The organism is Actinomadura sp. 3N407, assembly GCF_052245875.1.
Classification (GTDB): domain Bacteria; phylum Actinomycetota; class Actinomycetes; order Streptosporangiales; family Streptosporangiaceae; genus Spirillospora.
Genome location: NZ_JBQQBP010000014.1, coordinates 78,529 through 98,374, shown reverse-complemented (window position 1 = coordinate 98,374; position 19,846 = coordinate 78,529). Strand labels below are relative to the sequence as shown.

Annotated in this window: 21 protein-coding genes; 7 read left to right on the top strand and 14 right to left on the bottom strand. The window is 72.1% G+C overall.

Going from position 1 to position 19,846, the window contains the following annotated elements:
* Positions 1-97 precede the first annotated feature (97 nt).
* Both ACTWPP_RS30805 and ACTWPP_RS30800 read left to right on the top strand, forming a co-directional pair.
* On the top strand, positions 98-562 hold the full coding sequence (locus ACTWPP_RS30805; RefSeq protein ID WP_443107880.1) for an RrF2 family transcriptional regulator: 465 nt from the start codon (positions 98-100) through the stop codon (positions 560-562).
* Between the two features lie 4 nt (positions 563-566).
* On the top strand, positions 567-1,361 hold the full coding sequence (locus tag ACTWPP_RS30800; protein WP_443107879.1) for a DNA-formamidopyrimidine glycosylase family protein: 795 nt from the start codon (positions 567-569) through the stop codon (positions 1,359-1,361).
* Here the strand turns inward: ACTWPP_RS30800 and ACTWPP_RS30795 are convergent, their stop codons facing one another.
* The 5 genes from ACTWPP_RS30795 to ACTWPP_RS30775 form a co-directional block, all read right to left on the bottom strand.
* Positions 1,362-1,883, bottom strand: coding sequence for a hypothetical protein (locus ACTWPP_RS30795; RefSeq protein WP_443107878.1), 522 nt, complete (start codon positions 1,881-1,883; stop codon positions 1,362-1,364).
* Between the two features lie 133 nt (positions 1,884-2,016).
* Positions 2,017-2,484, bottom strand: coding sequence for a Dps family protein (locus ACTWPP_RS30790; protein ID WP_443107877.1), 468 nt, complete (start codon positions 2,482-2,484; stop codon positions 2,017-2,019).
* Positions 2,485-2,612: 128 nt separating this feature from the next.
* Entirely contained in the window at positions 2,613-2,966 is a 354-nt protein-coding gene (locus tag ACTWPP_RS30785) for a helix-turn-helix domain-containing protein (RefSeq protein WP_443107876.1), read from the bottom strand.
* 111 nt (positions 2,967-3,077) lie between these two features.
* Entirely contained in the window at positions 3,078-4,373 is a 1,296-nt protein-coding gene (locus ACTWPP_RS30780; protein ID WP_443107875.1) for a CinA family nicotinamide mononucleotide deamidase-related protein, read from the bottom strand.
* A gap of 512 nt (positions 4,374-4,885) precedes the next feature.
* Entirely contained in the window at positions 4,886-5,398 is a 513-nt protein-coding gene (locus ACTWPP_RS30775) for a DUF1990 family protein (RefSeq protein ID WP_443107874.1), read from the bottom strand.
* 89 nt (positions 5,399-5,487) lie between these two features.
* Between ACTWPP_RS30775 and ACTWPP_RS30770 the strand changes: the two genes are divergently transcribed.
* From ACTWPP_RS30770 to ACTWPP_RS30760, 3 genes are read left to right on the top strand one after another with little or no spacing between them, the layout of a single operon-like run.
* Entirely contained in the window at positions 5,488-6,273 is a 786-nt protein-coding gene (locus tag ACTWPP_RS30770; RefSeq protein ID WP_443107873.1) for an MOSC domain-containing protein, read from the top strand.
* Positions 6,274-6,312: 39 nt separating this feature from the next.
* Positions 6,313-6,636 carry a hypothetical protein gene (locus ACTWPP_RS30765; protein WP_443107872.1) on the top strand — a complete coding sequence of 108 codons (324 nt, stop codon included), beginning with the start codon at positions 6,313-6,315 and terminating at the stop codon, positions 6,634-6,636.
* Entirely contained in the window at positions 6,633-7,055 is a 423-nt protein-coding gene (locus tag ACTWPP_RS30760; protein WP_443107871.1) for an acyl-CoA thioesterase, read from the top strand. The genes ACTWPP_RS30765 and ACTWPP_RS30760 overlap by 4 nt, the downstream gene beginning before the upstream one ends.
* Positions 7,056-7,064: 9 nt before the next feature.
* Here ACTWPP_RS30760 and pgsA read toward each other — a convergent pair whose 3' ends face one another.
* The 8 genes from pgsA to ACTWPP_RS30720 all read right to left on the bottom strand — a co-directional run bounded on the left by pgsA (position 7,065) and on the right by ACTWPP_RS30720 (position 17,044).
* Positions 7,065-7,655, bottom strand: coding sequence for a CDP-diacylglycerol--glycerol-3-phosphate 3-phosphatidyltransferase (gene pgsA, locus ACTWPP_RS30755; protein ID WP_443107870.1), 591 nt, complete (start codon positions 7,653-7,655; stop codon positions 7,065-7,067).
* Positions 7,652-9,064, bottom strand: coding sequence for a 30S ribosomal protein S12 methylthiotransferase RimO (gene rimO, locus ACTWPP_RS30750; protein WP_443107869.1), 1,413 nt, complete (start codon positions 9,062-9,064; stop codon positions 7,652-7,654). The genes pgsA and rimO overlap by 4 nt, the downstream gene beginning before the upstream one ends.
* An 80-nt stretch (positions 9,065-9,144) precedes the next feature.
* The gene (locus ACTWPP_RS30745) at positions 9,145-9,903 is read right to left on the bottom strand and encodes a helix-turn-helix domain-containing protein (RefSeq protein WP_443107868.1); all 759 of its coding nucleotides are present in this window, start codon (positions 9,901-9,903) and stop codon (positions 9,145-9,147) included.
* A gap of 149 nt (positions 9,904-10,052) precedes the next feature.
* Entirely contained in the window at positions 10,053-12,668 is a 2,616-nt protein-coding gene (locus ACTWPP_RS30740; protein WP_443107867.1) for a DNA translocase FtsK, read from the bottom strand.
* 124 nt (positions 12,669-12,792) lie between these two features.
* Positions 12,793-14,478: a ribonuclease J gene (locus ACTWPP_RS30735; RefSeq protein ID WP_443107866.1), complete on the bottom strand. Its 1,686-nt coding sequence runs from the start codon at positions 14,476-14,478 to the stop codon at positions 12,793-12,795.
* Positions 14,475-15,413: a 4-hydroxy-tetrahydrodipicolinate synthase gene (dapA, locus tag ACTWPP_RS30730; RefSeq protein ID WP_443107865.1), complete on the bottom strand. Its 939-nt coding sequence runs from the start codon at positions 15,411-15,413 to the stop codon at positions 14,475-14,477. The genes ACTWPP_RS30735 and dapA overlap by 4 nt, the downstream gene beginning before the upstream one ends.
* Before the next feature lie 214 nt (positions 15,414-15,627).
* Positions 15,628-15,849, bottom strand: coding sequence for a hypothetical protein (locus tag ACTWPP_RS30725; RefSeq protein ID WP_443107864.1), 222 nt, complete (start codon positions 15,847-15,849; stop codon positions 15,628-15,630).
* A 139-nt stretch (positions 15,850-15,988) separates the two neighbouring features.
* A complete protein-coding gene (locus tag ACTWPP_RS30720) occupies positions 15,989-17,044 on the bottom strand; it encodes a hypothetical protein (protein WP_443107863.1) in 1,056 nt (351 codons plus the stop codon).
* A 236-nt stretch (positions 17,045-17,280) separates the two neighbouring features.
* On the opposite strand from ACTWPP_RS30720, the gene ACTWPP_RS30715 reads away from it, so the two are divergent.
* Complete coding sequence (locus tag ACTWPP_RS30715; RefSeq protein WP_443107862.1) at positions 17,281-17,457, top strand: hypothetical protein; 177 nt, start codon at positions 17,281-17,283, stop codon at positions 17,455-17,457.
* A 13-nt stretch (positions 17,458-17,470) separates the two neighbouring features.
* Here the strand turns inward: ACTWPP_RS30715 and ACTWPP_RS30710 are convergent, their stop codons facing one another.
* Entirely contained in the window at positions 17,471-18,448 is a 978-nt protein-coding gene (locus tag ACTWPP_RS30710; protein ID WP_443107861.1) for a DMT family transporter, read from the bottom strand.
* Between ACTWPP_RS30710 and ACTWPP_RS30705 the strand changes: the two genes are divergently transcribed.
* Positions 18,447-19,838 (top strand): aminotransferase-like domain-containing protein, encoded by a 1,392-nt coding sequence (locus ACTWPP_RS30705; RefSeq protein WP_443107860.1) that lies wholly within the window; start codon positions 18,447-18,449, stop codon positions 19,836-19,838. The genes ACTWPP_RS30710 and ACTWPP_RS30705 overlap by 2 nt on opposite strands.
* Positions 19,839-19,846 lie beyond the last annotated feature (8 nt).

Sequence of the window (19,846 nt, the reverse complement as noted above, 5' to 3'; positions counted from 1 at the left end):
GGCTCATGTTGTCGCGAGGCCGGGGCGGTGGCCGGGGCGGGCGGCGTCTTGGCCACAACGAACCCGAGTGGTCCTACCGGCAAGGGATAATGCTCGCATGCGATTGTCCGCCCGGGTCGACTACGCGTTGCGCGCCGCCGCCGAGCTGGCGGTCGCCGGGAGCCGCCCGGTGACCGCGGTCCAGCTCGCCGAAGCGCAGCGCATACCACCCAAATTCCTTGAGAACATCCTCGGCCAGCTGCGCCGGTCCGGCATCATCCGGAGCCAGCGGGGACCCGAGGGCGGCTACTGGCTGGCGCGGCCGGCCGAGCAGATCTCCCTCGCCGACATCATCCGCGCCATCGACGGGCCGCTGCTCGGCGTCCGGGGCGAGCGCCCCGAACACGTCGGCTACGAGGGGCCGGCGCGTTCCCTGCAGGAGGTGTGGATCGCGCTGCGCGCCAGCGAGCGCGCCATCCTGGAGAAGGTCAAGCTCGCGCACATCGCCGCCGGCGAGTTGCCCGAGCCCGTCCGGAAGCTGACCGAGGACCCGTCGGCCTGGGAAAGCCCGTCCCTGATCTGAGCACATGCCGGAGGGCGATGTCGTCTGGCTGACCGCCCGGCGCCTGCGCGAGGCGCTCGCCGGGCGGCCGTTGACGCGCTCGGACTTCCGCGTCCCCCGGCTCGCGACCGCCGACCTCCGCGGGCGGACGGTCCTGGGCGCCGTGTCTCGGGGCAAGCACCTCCTCGTCCGGGTCGAGGGCGGGCTGACCGTCCACACGCACCTGATGATGGAGGGACGCTGGCAGATCCGCCGCGCCGGGCCCGTGCCGCGCGACCACCGGGTGCGGCTCGTGCTGGCGAACGCGGACTGGCAGGCGGTCGGGTACTCCCTCGGCCTCGTCGAACTGCTGCGCACCGCGGAGGAGGACGAGGCCGTCGGCCATCTCGGCCCGGATCTGCTCGACGCGTCGTGGGGCGCCGGGATGGTGGCCGAGGCCGCCGCGCGGCTGGTCGAGCGGCCGGACCGGGCGGTCGGTGAGGCGCTGCTCGACCAGACGCGTCTCGCCGGGGTCGGCAACGTCTACAAGGCCGAGATCCTCTTTCTGAGGGGCGTCAGCCCGTGGACCCCTGTCGGGGACGTTCCGGACCTGCCGGCCCTGGTGGAGCTCGCTCACCGGCTCCTGGACGCCAACAAGGAACGGCACGGCCACATCACCACGGGCGATCGGGGGCGCGGCCGCGAGCACTGGGTGTACGGGCGGGCGGGTCGTCCCTGCCGGCGCTGCGGGACCCGGATCGAGCGCGCCGGCCAGCCGTCCCAGGGCGGCGAGCGCGTCACGTTCTGGTGCCCCCGCTGCCAGGCCGCCCCCGAACGGTGATCAGCGGGTGGTCACCGTGCCGTGGGCGACGGTCAGCGCGGCTTGGGCGCCGCCCTCACCGCAGTGTTCGCCGTTCGGGAAGGTCGCCTTCGGGGTGACGTCGACGCGGCGGTCGACGAGCGTGCGGCCCTGGGCGTCGCGCAGGGTGAGCGTGACCTGGACGGGCCTCTTCGGCAGATCCTGAACCTGGGCGAAGCCCGTCTTGCCTCCGTCGGGCGACACGGAGGCTCCGCAGACGGCGTCGGGTCCCTCGCCGCTACAGCCCATCGGGACGGCCGTCGAGGACGGTCTCAGCTCGATCCGGGGCTCCCGGCAGGTCCCGTCCCAGCACACGCGCAGGGACGCGGACGCGACGCGGGCCGCGTCGGGCGCCTTGACGGAGACGCTCAGTCCGGGCGACGAGCCGATCGCCGTGCACGGCCGCTCCGCGCCGAGGCCGCCGGTACCGCAGGCGGCCAGGGCGAGCAGCGCGGCGCCCAGCGCCACGAATCCCGGCAGCGGGTTCTTCGGCTGAACGTCCATCCCCCATGGTCACCATATTCGGGGCGGTTCGCACCGGAAGACGCGAAAAGCCCCGGCCCCCGCCGGATGATCGGCGCGGGCCGGGGCTCGATGTACTCGGGACGGATCGCGGCGCATCGGCCGGAGCGGGCGATCAGGTCTGCACCTGGAACATCCAGTGCTGCTTCTCCAGTTCGCGGGCGATGCCGATGAGCAGGTCCTGCGTGATCTGATCCGGCTCGTCGGTCGCCGCGATGCGCTCGCGGAACCGCGCGATGATCTGCGCCAGGATGTCGGTGACCGCGGCGACGACCTTGTCGTCGTCGAGGTAGCCGGCCTCCATCTGCGGGATCGTGGTGCGGTCGGCGACCGTGCGGACACGGCCGTCGGGATTGACGCCGATCGCCACGGCACGCTCGGCGACGTCGTCCTGCCCGCTGCGCGCGAGTGCGACGACCTCGTCCAGGTGCTCGTGGACGACCTTGAAGTTGCGTCCCCGAAGATTCCAGTGCGCCTGCTTGGCGACCAGAGAAAGATCGATCAAGTCGATGAGAGAGCCCTGCAGGGCCTCCCCAGCGACCTTGAGGGCCGAATCCGAGAGCGGGCTCTTGACCGCCGCCATGTCCGGGCTCCTTCCGCGTCGTTACGGTTATCCGTTACAACCCGGGAGCCTCCCCGCGAATGCCGCGTCCATGCGTGAGGCCGCGCACACCCGCGGCCCGGATCGGGCATGAACGCACCAAGAACGGGTCAGGCCGCGACCATGTCGGCGCGGAACTCGCCGGTGATCTCTTCCGGGGTCTCCGGAATGCTCTCGGTGGAAATGCGCTCGTGCTCGGGCGCGCCCGCCATGACGGGCTCGTGCTGCAGCTCGGCAAGGGCCAGCTGATCCGCTACTTCCCTGAGGACGTGCGACAGCGGAACGCCCAGGGCTTTGCAGATCGAGGAGAGCAACTCGGAAGATGCCTCTTTCTGCCCCCGTTCGACCTCGGACAGGTAGCCGAGTGACACCCGCGCCGCCGCGGACACCTCACGGAGGGTGCGTCCCTGGCGCAGCCGCAGCTGCCGCAGTACGTCACCGAGCAGCTGGCGAAGCAGGACCATCGTCTCGCTCCCTCCCTCAGTTCGGACCATCTGCCGGTTCCACCGTACCCGGCTTGACGGTGAGCATGGCAGACCGTTGATTTCGTGTTCGCTGGGAACGTAACGCTGTAATCAGCCCCGATCTTCCCGATCTGCCCGAGCCTCCTCGCTCCCGCCCTCGACGTCAAGCCCCAGCAAAAGACGTCTCAGCAGGTCAAGGGCTTGTACGACGGTCATCCGCCGGATCACCGCGCGGATCTCCGGCCCGGCGCCCGGCACGGGGAGTTTCGGACTGACCACAGTGCGCATATTTCCGGGTCCGGCCACACCGATATAGACCGTTCCCACCGGATGGCCGTCCTGGGGGTCCGGGCCGGCCACACCCGTCACGGCGAGCCCGTAGGTCGCACCGAGCGCATCCCGCACGCCCGCGGCCATCGCGGCGGCCACGTCCGGGTGGACGGCCCCGTGCTCGGCCAGCAGGTCCGCCGGGACGCCCAGCGCCTGCCGCTTCACGTCGGTCGCGTACGCCACGATGCCGCCCGCGAACGTGGCGGACGACCCGGGTGCGGCGGTGAGCTCCGCGCCGATGAGCCCGCCGGTCAGCGACTCCGCCGTCGCGACGGTCTCCGAACGCTCGGCGAGCAGCCGGTGGACGACGCGGTCGAGCGTGTCGTCCTGGACGCCGTACACGGCCGAGCCCAGCAGCTCCCGCACGCGCGCCTCGACACCCGCCAGCCGTCCCGCGGCGCCGGGCCCGGCCACGGTGATCCGGATCTTCACCTCGGCCGGCTCGGGCAGGTAGGCGAGCTTGACGCCGTTCATCGCCTCGACCTCGGCGAGCCGGGTCGCGACGACCGACTCCCAGATGCGGGCGGTGCGCAGGGTGCGGCGCGCGACCGCGGGCGGCCCGGCGATCCCGGCCAGTTCCGGCAGCACGACCTCGTCCATGATCGTGCGCATCTCGAACGGGACGCCGGGCAGCGCGTAGACGATCCCGCCCGGCAGCTCGACGCGCAGGCCGGGCGCCGAGCCCGCCGAGTTGCCGAGCTGCCGCGCGCCCTCGGGGACGTCGGCCATGCGCAGCGCCATGGGCCGCAGTTCGCGGCCGGCCTCGGCGACGCGCTCGCGCAGCCGCCGTTCGAGTGCCGGGTCCCGGACGAGCGCGACGCCCGCCGCCTTGGCGAGCGCGTCCCTGGTCAGGTCGTCGTAGGTGGGTCCGAGCCCGCCGGTGGTGATGACCGCGCCGGCCCGGCCGAGCGCGGAGTTCACCGCCTCGACGATCACGTCGAGGTCGTCGCCCACGACGACGCTGCGGGTGACGTCGACACCGTGGCCGGCGAGCCGGCGCCCGAGCCATGCCGCGTTCCCGTTGACCGTGTCGCCGAGGAGCAGCTCGTCCCCGACGGTGAGCAGTTCGACCCGCATCGCGTCCCCATCTCGGCTCTTCGCAAGGCACGTCCCCGGCGAGCACGGGCCCGGGTCCGGCCTTCCGAATCTACCGGCGGCGTCCCGGCGCACGGCGCCCGGGCACCGGCCCGACGACGGACCCGGACGCCCGCCGGTTGACGGGAGGAATCGGCCGAATGAGGACGGAGGCGATGTGACCCCATCGAACCGGTCCAAGCGTGATTTCGCCGGTTATCCCCGTTCGCTCGCCCGGGAAAAGGGACGGCCGCGCTTTGTGTCCCGTGATGACGCCGCCCCCGCCACTGCGCGCGACATGGAACGCCGCTCAAGCGCGCATCGTCACCGCGTGTTACTGACGCCCGGTCCACCAATTCGCGGAAGTGCAGGTCACGTTGTGAGTCAAAACTCATTCGCCCGATTCGTCCGTCCGCGCATTCGCGGGGGATAATTGCGGAGCGCGGCGCCCGCGAACGGGGCTGCGGGACCACGACCGGGGTGGGCGTGGTCCCGCAGCCCACCTCCGGGGCGCGTCAGCCGCGAGCCAGCCGCCGCAGCACCGCGCCGCACCGCCCGGCGTAGGCGCGCTGGAACATCCTCCCGAACGGCCCCGCCAGCCTCGCCGCCGCCGTCGCCGGACGGCTGAACGCGGTGACCGTCAGCCACACGTCGCCCTCGTCGTCCAGGTGCACGACGAACGACTCCTCCCCCGACTGCGGATGGCCCGGAAGCGTCCCGTACGCCCATCCGGCGTAACGCTCCTCCTCACGCGCCCACACGATCCGGCACGGCGCCCTCAGCCGGAGCGGACCGGCGCCGAGCCCGATGACCACGCTCACGCCGGGCGCCGCCCGCGGGGCCGAGGCGTCCACCCGGACGGGGATCGCCCGGTGCATCCAGAACTCCATCACCGCGTCGGCCGCGTTCCGGAACTCTTCGGGACCCCGCCCGACGAGCGTGCGCCGCCGCATGTGCCGGTACCCGTCCGGCCGTTCCGCGTCCCGCGTCGCCCCCACCTCGGGATACGTGAATTTCTGTGCGGTCATGTCCGTCCTTGCCTGCAAACTGACGAATCGGCGTCAAGTATCGCCGGTTTCCCTGGTCACGCGCGGGGCGGGTCCGTAACGTCCGTCGCATGATCGCCGTTGTCGCCGGGCTGAACGTCTTCCCGATCAAGAGCGCGGGCGGTGTCGCGCTCGCCGAGGCCGAGGTGACGCCGGCCGGGCTGCGCCACGACCGGGAGTTCATGCTCGTCCGCCCGGACGGGCGGCACCTGTCGCAGCGGGAGGTCCCCGGACTCGCCCTGCTCCGTCCCGCCTACGACGGTGTGAAGCTCACCGTCCACACACCGCTCGCCGGCACGCCGCTGGTCCGGGAGGCGGTGGACGGCCCCGCGCGCGACGTGACCGTGCACCGGCGTCCCTGCCGGGGCATCGACCAGGGCGACGAGGCGGCCGGCTGGTTCTCGGACGTCCTCGGGCTCCCCTGCCGGCTCGTCCGCTTCACCGGGACGCGCCCCACGGTCCGCGGCGGGGGGACGCTGGCGTTCGCCGACGGCTACCCGATCTCGGCGCTGTCCGCCGAGTCGCTGGACGACCTCAACCGGCGGATGGACGCCGGTCTCCCGATGAACCGTTTCCGCCCCAACATCGTCCTGCGGGGCCTCGGGCCTTACGGAGAGGACACCGTCACCCGGCTGCGCGGCGGCGGGGCCGACATCGAGTTCGTCAGGCCGTGCGGCCGCTGCGTGATCATCAACACCGACCAGGACACGGGCCGGCGCGCCCCGGCGCCCCTGCGCGCCCTCGCCGGGTACCGCACCGAACGATTCGACGGCGCCCGCGAGATCATGTTCGGCCGCCTCGGCATTCCCCGCGCACCGGGCGTCCTCCGCGTGAACGATGAGCTGTCGGCCACCTAATCGCTTGTCGATCGATAGCGATCGCTATACGATTCACCAATGGAGGAACCGTTCGACCGTGCCCGGGTCCAGGCGGGCCTGCGGCTGATCGCGCGCGGACTGGAGGAGATCGCCGCCGCCCTCGACGGCCCCGGGGACGCCGGGGAGCCGGAGCGCACGGCGCGCGTCATCCGCGACTGGGGACGCCGGGGCCTGCGCAAGGACGAGGCGTCGGCGCTGTTCAAGCGGCACGGTTTCGCGCCCCAGACGACCGGCGGCTGGACACGCGGCGACTGGGTCGAGATCGGCGACGACGGCCTGCGCTACCTGACCGCGAGATCGCACGAGTGGCTCGCCGGATACGACGAGGAGGAGGGACCGTGACGGAACCGTTCAAGGTGCGGGTCACCGTCCGCGCCTACGAACTGGACACCCAGGGCCACCTCAACGGCGCCGTCTACCACCAGTACGGCGACCACGCCCGGTGGGAGTGCCTGCGCGCCGCCGGAGTCTCGCTGGACGAACTGCTCGCCACCGGCGTCGGCCCGGTGACGCTGGAGAACACCATCCGCTACCACCGCGAGCTGCGCGCCGGCGACGACGTCGACATCACCTGCGAGTTCGACTGGGGCGAGGGCAGGACGTTCCGGATGAGGCAGGAGCTGCGCCGCGCGGACGGCGCCCTCGCCGCCGAGATCAGCAGCCTCGGCGGCCTGCTCGATCTGGAGCGGCGGCGGCTCGTCCCCGACCCCGGGAGCCACTGGCGGGCGCTGGCCGAGACGCCCGGACTGCTCGGGCTGTGAGCGGCCCGCTCAGGACGCCTCGGACGTGCCGTGCGTCTTCCACGCCTGGACGACGTAGTCCAGGCCGGTGACGACCGTGACGACGAGCGCCGCGCCCATCGTGATCCAGCGCAGGAAGTCCAGCGGGCCGGGCAGGATGAAGAGGCCGATGGCGATGACCTGGAGCATCGTCTTGAGCTTGCCGCCCTTGCTCGCCGGGATCACGCTCCGGCGGATCAGGACGAACCGCATCACCGTGATGCCGATCTCGCGGACCATGATGGCGGCCGTCACCCACCACCACAGCTCCCCCATCAGCGACAGGCTCACCAGCGCCGCCCCGGTGAGCGCCTTGTCGGCGATCGGGTCGGCGATCTTGCCGAAGTCGGTGACCAGGCCGCGCGCCCGCGCGATGTCACCGTCGATCTTGTCGGTGATGGAGGCGACGGCGAAGACGCCGAACGCCGCGAGGCGCCAGCCGGTGCCGTCCAGGAACAGCAGCCACACGAACACGGGGACCAGCGCGATCCGCACGAGCGTCAGCGCGTTGGCGATGTTCCATACGCCGGCCGGCGGCGGGTCGTGCGAACCCGCGACCGGATCCGGGGTGCCGGCGATCATGACACGTCCGCGATCAGGTCCACGCCGTCGCTGCCGGTGACGCGGGCCGCGACGACCTCGCCGAGGGCCAGGCCCCCGCCGCGGACCACCACCGTCCCGTCCACCTCCGGCGCCTGGTGCGCGGCGCGGCCCTCGACATCGCCGTCCGCCGTCTTGTCCTCCAGCAGGACCTGCACCTGCGAGCCGACCCGGTCCTCGGCGCGCTGCGCGGTCAGTTCCCCGGCGAGGGCCGACAGCTCCTCCACCCGGCGGGCGACCTCCGCCGGGTCGAGCTTGCCGTCCAGGTCCGCGGCCTCGGTGCCGTCCTCGTCGGAGTAACCGAACACGCCGATCGCGTCCAGCCGCGCCGCCGACAGGAACTCCGCCAGCTCCTCGAAGTCGTCCTCGGACTCGCCGGGGAACCCGACGATGAAGTTCGAGCGCACCCCCGCCTCCGGAGCGAGCCCGCGGATCTGGTCGAGCAGCCCCAGAAACCGCTCACGGTCGCCGAACCGCCGCATCGACCGCAGCACCGGGCCGCTCGCGTGCTGGAACGACATGTCGAAGTACGGGGCGACGCCGGGCGTGCCGCAGATCGCCTCGATGAGCCCCGGCCGCGTCTCGGCGGGCTGCAGGTAGCTGACCCGGACGCGCTCGACGCCGTCCACGGCCGCGAGGTCCGGCAGGAGCCGCTCCAGCGCCCGCAGGTCGCCGAGGTCCTTGCCGTACGACGTGGAGTTCTCGCTGACCAGGACCAGCTCGCGGACGCCGTGCCCGGCGAGCCAGCGGGCCTCCTCCAGCACCTCCGCCGGCGGGCGCGACACGTACGCGCCGCGGAACGCGGGGATCGCGCAGAACGTGCAGCGCCGGTCACAGCCGGACGCCAGCTTCAGCGGCGCCACCGGCCCGCCGCCGAGCCGCCGCCGCAGCACCCGCGGACCGGACGCCGGCGCCACACCCTCCGGAAGCTCGTCCTGCGCCCCGTGCCCGGGAATCCCCGCCCGCGAGGACGAACGCTCGACCGGGCTGATCGGCAGCAGCGTCCGCCGGTCACGCGGGGTGTGCGCGTCGTGCCCGCGTCCCGCCATCACGTCGTCGAGCCGGTCGCCGATCCCGGCGTAGTCGTCGAAGCCGATCACCGCGTCGGCCTCCGGCAGCGCCTCGGCCAGCTCCTTGCCGTACCGCTCGGCCATGCAGCCGGCCGCGACCACCTTGGCGCCCGAGTCGTGCGCGGCCAGCAGCGTGTCGATCGAGTCCTTCTTCGCCGCCTCGATGAACCCGCAGGTGTTGACGACCACCACGTCGGCGCCGTCCGCGCCGTCGGCCAGATCCCAGCCCGCGTCTTCCATGCGCGCGGCGAGCTCCTCGGAATCGACCTCGTTGCGGGCGCAGCCGAGCGTGATGAGTGAGACCTTGCGGCGAGTCGACATGACCCTACGGTAATGGGCGTGCCCGCCCGAACCGACCAGCGGCCTGAGTTCGGGGCGTCTCTTCGCGGGGCCGGCTCAGGTCAGGCGGGTTCGGGGTCGTCGCGGTCGAAACTCAGCCGCTGCACGCCGTCGCCCTCGCCCGGCGAACCGAGGTCCTTGCCGTTGACGGTCAGGTCGACGCTGCCGCCCACCCCGATCACCAGCCGGATCTCCTTCTTGGCCGTCCAGTCCTTCGCCTGGCCCTTGCGGAGCATGCCGCTGAACAGCGTCTTGCCCTTCTCGTCGCTGGCGTTCAGCCACGTCGTGCGCCGGGCCTCGACCCGCACCTCCACCTTGGTGCGCGGCGCCGCGGCGACCGGGTCGCTCTGCTTCGGCGGCGCCGACGTGGCGGGCGCGGGCGTCGACGGCGCGGGCGTCCCGGCGACCTGCTGCGCGGTGCGCCGCTCCCCGCCGCCGCCGCTGCTCCCGACCACCTGGACGACCCCGTAGATCACCACGAAGGCGAGGGCGAGCGCCATCGCGGCGCTCCAGTTCGGCGCCCTGCGCTCACGGAAAGCGACGGGCTGCTCCGGCTCGAACGCCGACACGGCCGAGACCGGCTGCGGGGCGCCGCCGTGCGTCGCGTCGAACTCGCTGACGAGCGGCTCCGGATCGATGCCGATGACGCGGGAGATGCTGCGGATGTGCCCGCGCGCGTAGAAGTTGCCGCCGCAGTAGGAGAAGTCGTCGGCCTCCATGCCGCGGATCACGGTCTCCCGGATCCGCGTCTGGAGACTCACCTGTGTCACCGAGAGACCCGCCCGCTGACGTTCTTGAGCCAAGGTCTCACCGATGCTCACGCCGGGCCTCCTGAGGGCACTCGTCGCCGATCTCCTGCGACACCAGTCTAGGAACGGCCATGCCCGCTGGGCGACAGCCGACACGTTCGAAACAGGGCAAGATTTCGCATCATTCCGCAATGCCCTGGCTGCCGCGCCCCCGGCCCGTCTCAGCCGCCGCCGCGCAGTTCCGCGAGAACCCCCGGAAGATCGTCCGGTTTGGCCAGCACGTCCCGCGCCTTGGAGCCCTCGCTGGGCCCGACGATGTCGCGGCTCTCCATCAGGTCCATCAGGCGTCCCGCCTTGGCGAACCCGACCCGGAGCTTGCGCTGAAGCATCGACGTCGACCCGAACTGGGTGGACACGACCAGCTCGATGGCCTGCACGAGCAGGTCCATGTCATCGCCGACCTCCTCGTCGATCTCCTTCTTCGGCGCGCCCGCCGCGGCGACGTCGTCCCGGTAGTTCGCCTCCATCTGCGCCTTGCAGTGTTCGACGATCCCGCTGATCTCCTTCTCCGCCACGTAGGCGTTCTGGAGACGCATCGGCTTGCTCGCGCCCATCGGCAGGAACAGCGCGTCGCCCTGCCCGACGAGCTTCTCCGCGCCGGGCTGGTCGAGGATGACGCGGCTGTCGGACAGCGAGGAGGTCGCGAACGCCAGCCGGGACGGCACATTCGCCTTGATCAGCCCGGTGACCACGTCCACCGACGGCCGCTGCGTCGCCAGCACCAGATGGATGCCGGCGGCCCGGGCCAGCTGAGTGATACGGACGACCGAGTCCTCCACATCGCGCGGCGCGACCATCATCAGATCGGCCAGCTCGTCCACGATGACCAGCATGTACGGATACGGCGTGTAAACGCGCTCGCTGCCCGGCGGCGGCTTGAGCTTGCCCGCCTTCACCGCCTTGTTGAAATCATCGATGTGCCGGTACCCCGACGCGGCCAGATCGTCGTAGCGGCGGTCCATCTCCCCCACCACCCAGTCCAGCGCCTCGGCGGCCTTCTTCGGATTGGTGATGATCGGCGTGATCAGATGCGGGATGCCCTGGTACATCGTCAGCTCGACCCGCTTGGGATCGACCAGGATCATCCGCACCTCGTCGGGGGTGGCCCGCATCAAGATCGAGGTGATGAGCCCGTTGATGCACGTCGACTTGCCCGCACCGGTCGCACCCGCGATCAGAATGTGCGGCATCTTCGCCAGGTTCGCCACCACCGTGCGTCCCTCGACGTCCTTGCCCAGCCCCACGATCATCGGATGATGCTCATTGGTCGCGGCCGGCGAACGCAGCACATCGCCGAGGCTCACGATGTCCTTGTCGGTGTTCGGGATCTCCACCCCGATCGCCGACTTGCCGGGAATCGGGGAGATGATCCGCACGTCGGCGCTCTTGACCGACAGAGCGATGTTCTTGGTCAGCGCGGTGACCTTCTCCACCTTCACCGCCGGACCCAGCTCGATCTCGTACCGCGTGATCGTCGGGCCCCGGGTGAACCCGGTGACCTGCGCGTCGATGTCGAACTGCTCCAGCACGCCGGTAAGCGCGTTCACCACCGTGTCGTTGGCCTTGGTGCGCGGCTTGAGCACGCTCCCCGGCCGCAGCGCCGACGGGTCGGGCAGCATGTAGATCTCGCCGGACGACGACAGCGGCAGCTGCTCGGACCGCGGCGGCGCGGGCGTCGGGTCCGGGACCTTCGACTGCGGCGCGTCGCCGCCCGCGACGTGCTCGTCCATCGGCGGCTCGTCGTCGGCCGGCGGCGCGGGCGGCGGGACCTCCGCCTGGAACGGGTCCGGCTCGAACAGCTCGTCGGCGAGGTCGCGCCGCGGGCGGTCCGCCTTCTTCGGGTCCTCCTCCAGCAGCGGCGTGTCGTACGGCCTGGAGTGCTCGCCGACCTCCAGTTCGTCCCGCTCCTCGTCGGTCTTCTTCTTGCGGCGGCGCTTCTTCGGCGCCTCCGCTTCGTCCTCGCCCTCGCCCTCGCCGGCGGCGGCACGTTGCGGACGCCCCTGCAGCGTCGCAACCGCCCACAGTTCGGCGACGCGTTCGGGAACCCGGTTGATGGGGGTCGCGGTGACGACCAGCAGCCCGAACCCGGATAGGAGCAGCAGCAGAGGAACGGCCACCCACCCGCTGAGCGCCGCCTCCAGCGGCGCCGACACCAGCCAGCCGATCACGCCGCCCGACTCGCGCACCCCGTCCATGTCCTTCGCGGGCGACGGGACGCCGGCCGCGATGTGCAGGATGCCGAGCACGCCGACGCCGAGCGCGGTCATCCCGATGACGATGCGGCCGGTGTCCTCGTGGTGCTCGGGATGGCGCAGCGTCCGCCACGCCAGCAGGGCCAGCAGGACGGGCAGCGCCATCGCGATGACGCCGAGGCCGCCGCGCACCACCTTCTCCAGCGCGATCGTGACGACGCCGTCCGGACGGAACCAGGTGACCGAGGCCAGCACGATGGACGAGCCGAGCAGCGCCAGCCCGAGCCCGTCGCGGCGGTGCTCGGGGTCGAGGTTGCGGGCGCCGTGCCCGTAGGCGCGGAAGACCGAGCCCACCGCCACCGCGGCGAGCAGGTACAGCTTGAACAGGAGCTTGAAGAACCCGAGGACCGCCTGCGAGATCGGATCGGGCTTCTGCGGGGGACGACCGCGGCCCGAGCCGCGGTTCCCGCCTCTTCCGGTACCGCCGCTCGGTCGCTTCCGGGGGGCCGACCTTGCGGGCTTGCGAGCCGCGCTGCCCCCCGCACGCGAGGAGCTTTTCGCGCCCCCGGACGCACGTGTGGCCATGGTTATGAGAGTAACCAAGGACCCCGGGGGTTCCCGGGATGACGAACGGGCGTGTTGGAGGGGCGTGTCCGGGAGCGGGCGCGCCGGCCGCGGGACGGGCGGCCCCGCGGGCGGCGCGCCCGCGTCATACCTCGACGACCACCGGGACGATCATCGGGCGGCGGCGGTAGTTGTCGCTCACCCACTTGCCGACCGTGCGGCGGATGACCTGGCCCAGCTGGTGCAGATCGTTCACGCCGTCGCCGGCGGCGTCCGTCAGCACGGCCTCGATCCGCTCGATGATCTCGTCGAAGTCCTCGTTGACGATGCCGGCGCCGCGGGCGTGCACCTCGGGCCCCGCGACGAGCTTCCCGGACGTGGAGTCGATGCCGACGACGATGGAGACGAAGCCCTCCTCGCCGAGGATGCGCCGGTCCTTCAGCGACGTCTCGGTGACCTCGCCGACCGACAGGCCGTCCACGTACACGTATCCGGCGGGGACGGCGCCGACGATGCGGGCGCGTCCGTCCACGAGGTCGACGACGACGCCGTCCTCGGCGATGACGATGCTCTCGTCGGAGACGCCGGTGAGCGCGGCGAGCTTGGCGTGCGCGCGCAGATGCCGCCACTCGCCGTGGATCGGGATGAAGTTGGCCGGCTTGGTCACGTTGAGCACGTACAGCAGCTCGCCCGCCGACGCGTGCCCGGACACGTGCACGAGCGCGTTGCCCTTGTGCACGACGCGGGCGCCCCACCGGGTGAGTCCGTTGATGACGCGGTTGACCGCGTTCTCGTTGCCCGGGATCAGCGAGGACGCCAGCATCACGGTGTCGCGGTCGGTGATGCGGATCGAGTGGTCGCGGTTCGCCATCCGCGACAGCGCCGACATCGGCTCGCCCTGCGACCCGGTGCACACCAGCACCAGCCGGTCGCCGGGGATGTCGTCCAGCTCCTTCTGGTCGACCATGATGCCGTCGGGGACGCTGAGATATCCGAGCTCGCGGGCGACGCCCATGTTGCGGACCATCGACCGCCCGACGAAGCAGACCTTGCGGCCGTTGGCGACGGCGGCGTCGAGCACCTGCTGGACGCGGTGGATGTGCGAGGCGAAGCAGGCGACGATGAGCCGCTCCTGCGCGGTGCGGAACACCTCGTCGACGACCGGTCCGATGTTGCGCTCGCTGGTGACGAAGCCCGGCACCTCGGAGTTGGTCGAGTCCGACATCAGCAGGTCGATGCCCTCGCCGCCGAGCCGGGCGAACCCGGGCAGGTCGGTGAGCCGGCCGTCCAGCGGCAGCTGGTCCATCTTGAAGTCGCCGGTGTGCAGGACGAGCCCGGCGGAGGTGCGGATCGCGACGGCGAGCGCGTCCGGGATCGAGTGGTTGACGGCGAGGAACTCGCAGTCGAACGGCCCGAACGTGCGCCGCTCGCCTTCCACGACCATGTCGGTGACCGGTTTGATGCGGTGCTCGACGAGCTTGGCCTCCAGCAGGGCCAGCGTCAGCCGCGAGCCGACGAGCGGGATGTCGCGGCGCTCGCGCAGCAGGTACGGAACGGCGCCGATGTGGTCCTCATGGCCGTGCGTGAGGATGACGGCCTCGATGTCGTCCAGGCGCTCCCTGATGTATTCGAAATCGGGCAGGATCAGGTCGATGCCGGGCTGCTCGGTCTCGGGGAACAGCACGCCGCAGTCGACGACGAGCAACCGGCCGCCGTGCTCGAACACGGTCATGTTGCGGCCGATCTCCCCGAGCCCGCCGAGCGCGACGATGCGCAGGCCGCCCTCGGGCGGCGCGGGCGGGTCCGAGAGCTCCGGGTGAGGATGACTCACCGGGCGACCTCCGGGATGGCTACCTCCGGCACTTTGACTCCCCCTATCGTGAGGTCTTCACGCAGTCGCGCCGCGAACTCCGGCGAAGCCTCCACGAGCGGCGCGCGCAGCGGGCCGCCTCCGGGAAGGCCGAGCAGGTTCAGCGCTGCCTTGACGGCGATGGCGCCCTGCGTACGGGTCATGATGGCGGTGACCACGGGCAGCAGCCGCCGGTGGATCTCCAGCGCCCGCCCGGGGTCACCGGCGCGGTAAGCGTCGATCATCTCATGGAGTTCGGCGCCCACGACATGTCCGACCACGCTGACGAACCCCGCCGCCCCGACCGAAAGCCAGGGCAGGTTGAGGTTGTCGTCGCCCGAGTACCAGACGAGATCGGTCTCGGCCATCACCCTGGACGCGCCGAACAGGTCGCCCTTGGCGTCCTTGACGGCGACGATCCGCGGGTGCTCGGCGAGCTTCACCAGCGTGTCGTTCTCGATCGGCACCCCCGCGCGCCCGGGGATGTCGTACAGCATGGTCGGCAGCCCCGTCGCGTCGGCCACCGCCGTGAAATGGTGGATGAGGCCCTCCTGCGGGGGCTTGTTGTAGTACGGCGTCACCACGAGCAGAGCCTGCGCGCCGGCGGCCTCGGCCTGCCGCGCGAGTTTCAGTGTGTGCTCCGTGTGGTTGGTTCCGGCACCGGCGACGATCACGGCGCGGTCGCCGACCGCCTCGATGACCACGTGCAGGAGTTCGCGCTTCTCGTCGTCGCTCGTCGTCGGCGACTCGCCCGTCGTCCCGTTGACGACGAGGCCGTCGTGGCGCCGCTCGTCGACCAGGTGGGTCGCGAGGCGCGCGGCGCCGTCGTAGTCGACGCCGCCGTCCGGCAGGAACGGAGTGACCATGGCGGTCAGCATCCGTCCGAACGGAGCGTCAGGTGATGTGCTGGGTGCCATGCATCGAACGGTACCGTTCCGGGTGCGGCAGGTGGACCCGCAGGTCCAAGCTGACCTGCGATCGGCATAGATTCCCGCATCGGCGCCGCCCGGGAGGCCGGGTCCGGAGGCGGCGGGGAGACGGCATGGAAGAAGCCGCCGCCACACGCTCGGGGGTACGCGTGGCGGCGGCTCCCACATCCACATCGTGGCACGCAAATGCCTCGTTACGGGGTCAGTCCGGCCACTTCCCGGACTCGGTTGGATAACGTGACCCCGCGGTCATCTCGTGCAGCCGGACACGCAGCTCCTCGACGTCGGGGGTGCGCACGAGATCGTTGCCGCGGACGGCCCACCAATGGCCGGATCCGCCTCTCCCGATCCGCCAGCCTGTGAACTCGGCTGACAGCTCGCTGAGCCGGTCGGCGTCACGCCACGCGGTCTGCTGGGGGCCCATCGGCCTCGTCCCCTTCCCTTTGCCGTCCACTGGTCGAATCCGGACTTCCGCAGCGTGCAGTACCCCCGTGGGTGTACGGCTACCCGACCCTTTCTACCTACGCGTCCAAGGGAACCGAAACGTCGCCCGCCCGGATTTTTCAGCCGCCGGGACTCGCCGCCGTCCCGGGCAGCCAAATGGCGCGATAACGTGCCCATTCGTCGGGCTGGGTCGTCCAGCCCGCATACAGGCCGACGCCGTACGGACGCTTCGGCGGCCGCTTCAGGTCATCGATCCCCCGCCGGACTCCGCGCAGCGCGACCGGCAGCTCCTCCGCCCAGTCCATCAGCGGACGGTAGGTGGGGACGCCCATGAAGACGGTCGTGCGGTCGCCGATGAGCTCCAAGGTGGTGCGGGTGTGCCGGGCGTAGTGCCATCCGGCCAGGGCCTCGGTCGGCAGCGACACGTCATAGGTCATGATCGCGACCTGGTCGGCGCGGTCGGCGACGGCGCGCAGGAAGTCCGCGGTCGGACGTGGCGGGTAATGGATCGTGCCCTTGCGCGGGATGAGCGCCTTGTACACCGGCTGGGTCGCGTCCAGAAGCGTCGGCTGCTCCAGAGCCACCGACAGCAACCGGCCCCTCGACCGGGTCAGCTCGCGGGTGCGGTCCATCAGCGTCATGAATGCGTCGTCGTCGGGATAGATGGGCTCGAAGTCGTAATGGATGCCGTCGAATCCGAGATCGAGGAATGCCGCGTCGGTCTTCAGGACCTGTTCGCGCACGGCCGGATCGTCCAGGTCGATGACGCCCTTGCCCTCCACCACCCGTATCTGCCCGAGGTACGCCTGGGCGCGAACGCCGGGCGCGTATTCGCGCATGGCCTCGATGAGCCGAGGGGCATGGCGATACTTGGCGGCGGGCACAGTCCCGTCCGACTCGAACGGGCCTGTGTGGAAGAACACGTCGGTGATGCGGTTCTGTTTCAGCAGTGCGCCGAGCGCGCGATATTCCGCGTCAGTGTGCGGCTCCCCCACCCACTGGTGCCGCGCCCACAGCGCGTTGGCCTCGGTGCCGCGCGCCTCGGGTTCCTGCTGCCACCACACCCAGGCCCCGGCGAAAACGAGAGCGGCGAGGCCGAGCACGAGCGCCGCGGCCCACCCCGTCCACCGCAGCACCCTGCCCAGCACACCACCGACCCGCCCGAATCTCACCATCCGGCAATGATCCCGGATCGAACCGGCGGATCGGACGCAGCGCAGCCGGGTCCACCGTGCGCCGATCACGCCCGGCCCATGAAACGATCATGATTGGGTCGTGATCGCGCGCCGCGCGCGGCGGCCGTTGACATCGGGGGAACCCTGTGATGACGAGCGGTTCAGTGGTGTCGGCCACGGTCGCGATGGGGAGCCGCCCGGTCCTTACCGTCCACGCGGATGGAGGTCGAACCGGCATGCGAGCAACACCCGAGCAAGGCGAGCCGCGCCCCCTGATCAGCACGCGGGCCCTCGTGATCATTCTCGTGGCGATCGGCGCCGCGGTCCTCACGGCCGCCGCACCGCGGTTCGCGATCCCCATAGGGGTGGGCGTCGGCGTGGTCACCCTCCTCGCCCACATCGTCAAGGACTGACCGGGCCGCCGGGTCACTTCGTTGTGACGTTCTCCCTTCTCGCGTGAGGGCCCGTCTCCTCCCGCGAGAGAGGCGGGGTGTGCCTCACCCGGGTCCGCTGGGTGAGGGCCACGCAGACCAGGACGGCGACGGCGGCCAGCGCGGTCGTCGCGTCGATCCGCTCGGCGAGGAAGAGCCCCGACCACAGCAGCGTCATCACCGGCTGGGCCAGCTGGACCTGGCTGGCGCGGGCGATCCCGGCCCGCGCCAGTCCCTCGTACCAGGCGAAGAAGCCGAGGTAGGCGGAGAACGCGGCGACGTACCCGAAGCCGAGCACGGCGCGTCCCGTCCAGTGGGGGCCGGTCGTCGCGAGCAGCCACGCGGTCACCGGGACGGTGACGGGCGCGGCCAGCACGAGCGCCCAGGAGATGACGCGCCAGCCGGGCATGGCGCGGGTCAGCCGCGCGCCCTCGGCGTAGCCGGCCGCGGCGGCGACCAGGGCGGCGAACAGCAGCAGGTCGGCGGCCGTGACGTGGCCGGCGCCGCGGATCAGGGCGAATCCCGTGACGCAGGCCGCGCCGGCCGCGGCGGCGAGCCAGAACGCGCGGGACGGCCGCTCCCCCGCGCGCAGGACGCCGAGCACGGCGGTGGCCGCGGGCAGCAGCCCGATCACGACGGCCGAGTGGGCGGACGAGGCGCCGCGGTCGAGCGCGAGCGTGGTGAGCACCGGGAACCCGAAGATCACACCGGCGATGACGACCGCGAACCCGGCCCACTGGTCGCGCCTCGGCGGACGGGCCCGCACCGATAGCAGTGCGAGGGCGGCGAGAACGCTCGCGGCGGCGGCACGGCCGACGCCGATGATGTACGGGTCGAGCCCGTCGAGCGCGAGCACCGTGGCGGGGAAGGTGAACGAGTAGGTCAGGACGCCGAGCGAGGCGAGCCACAGACCCGCCCCGAGGCGGGTGCCCGCTATCGGCAACGGAGCAGTAGCGCTATCTTTGGTCCTCATGAAGAACGATAGCAGTGTGGCGGCGCTCGCCGACGCGCTGCGCACCGACGTCCGCCGGCTGAGCCCCGGCGAGCGGCTGCCGTCGAGCAGGGCGCTCGTCCGGCGGCACCGGGTGAGCCCGGTGACGGTGTCGCGCGCGCTGGGGCTGCTCGCCGCCGAGGGCCTGGTGGTGACCCGGCCCGGCAGCGGCGCGTTCGCCGCCGAGCGTCCCCCGGCCGCCGGCGAACCGGCCGACCTCGGCTGGCAGGCCGTGACGCTCGGCGACCGGTCGGTGGACCCGACCGGGGTGGCGTGGCTGCTCACCCCGGCCCCGGACGGCGTGGTCGCGCTCAGCGGCGGCTACCTGCACCCCACGCTCCAGCCGGCCCGCGCGCTCGCCACGGCGGCGGCGCGGGCGGCCCGGCGCCCGGACGCCTGGGAGATGCCGCCGCTCGGCGGGATGCCGGAGCTGCGCGCCTGGTTCGCCCGGACGGTCGGCGGCGCCGTGTCCCCCGCCGACGTGCTGATCACCAGCGGCGGGCAGCAGTCGCTGACGACCGTCCTGCGGGCGATGCTCCCGCCGGGCGCGCCGGTGCTGGTCGAGTCGCCGACCTACCTCGGCGTCCTCGCCGTCGCGCGGGCGAGCGGGCTGCACCCGGTTCCGGTCCCGGTGGACGCGGACGGCGTGCGTCCCGATCTGCTCGCCGAGGCGTTCGCGATGAGCGGGGCGCGCGCGTTCTACTGCCAGCCGTCCTTCCACAACCCGACCGGCACCGTGCTGAGCGCGGAGCGGCGCGCGAAGGTCCTGGACGTGGCGCGCGCGGCGGGCGCGTTCGTGATCGAGGACGACTTCGCGCGGCACCTCGGCATCGCCGCGCCCCCGCCGCCGCTGATCGCGCAGGACGCCGAGGGCCGCGTCGTGCACGTCGCGTCGCTGACCAAGGCCATCGCGCCCAGCCTGCGGGTCGCGGCGGTCGTCGCCCGCGGCCCGGTCGCCGAGCGGATCCGCGCGACGCAGCTGGTCGAGGAGTTCTTCCCGGCCAGGCCTCTGCAGGAGACGCTGCTGGAGCTGGTCAGCTCCCCCGGCTGGCCGCGTCACCTGCGGGCCGTCCGCGCGGCGCTGCGGTCGCGCCGGGACGCGGTCCGCGCCGCGTTCGCCAGGGAGCTGCCGGAGCTGCGCGCGAACCTTCCGGCCGGCGGTCTGCACCTTTGGGTGAGGCTGCCGGACGGGACGGACGACGCCGCCCTGGCCGAGGCCGCCCTGCGCGCCGGGGTCCTGGTCAGCGCCGGGCGGCCCTTCTTCCCCGCCGAGCCTCCCGCCCCGTACCTGCGGATCGGCTACGGGACGGCGGCCTCGGAGCGCGAGCTGGCGGAGGGCGTCCGCCGCCTCGCCACCGTGCTCCGTTCATGAGACGGCGC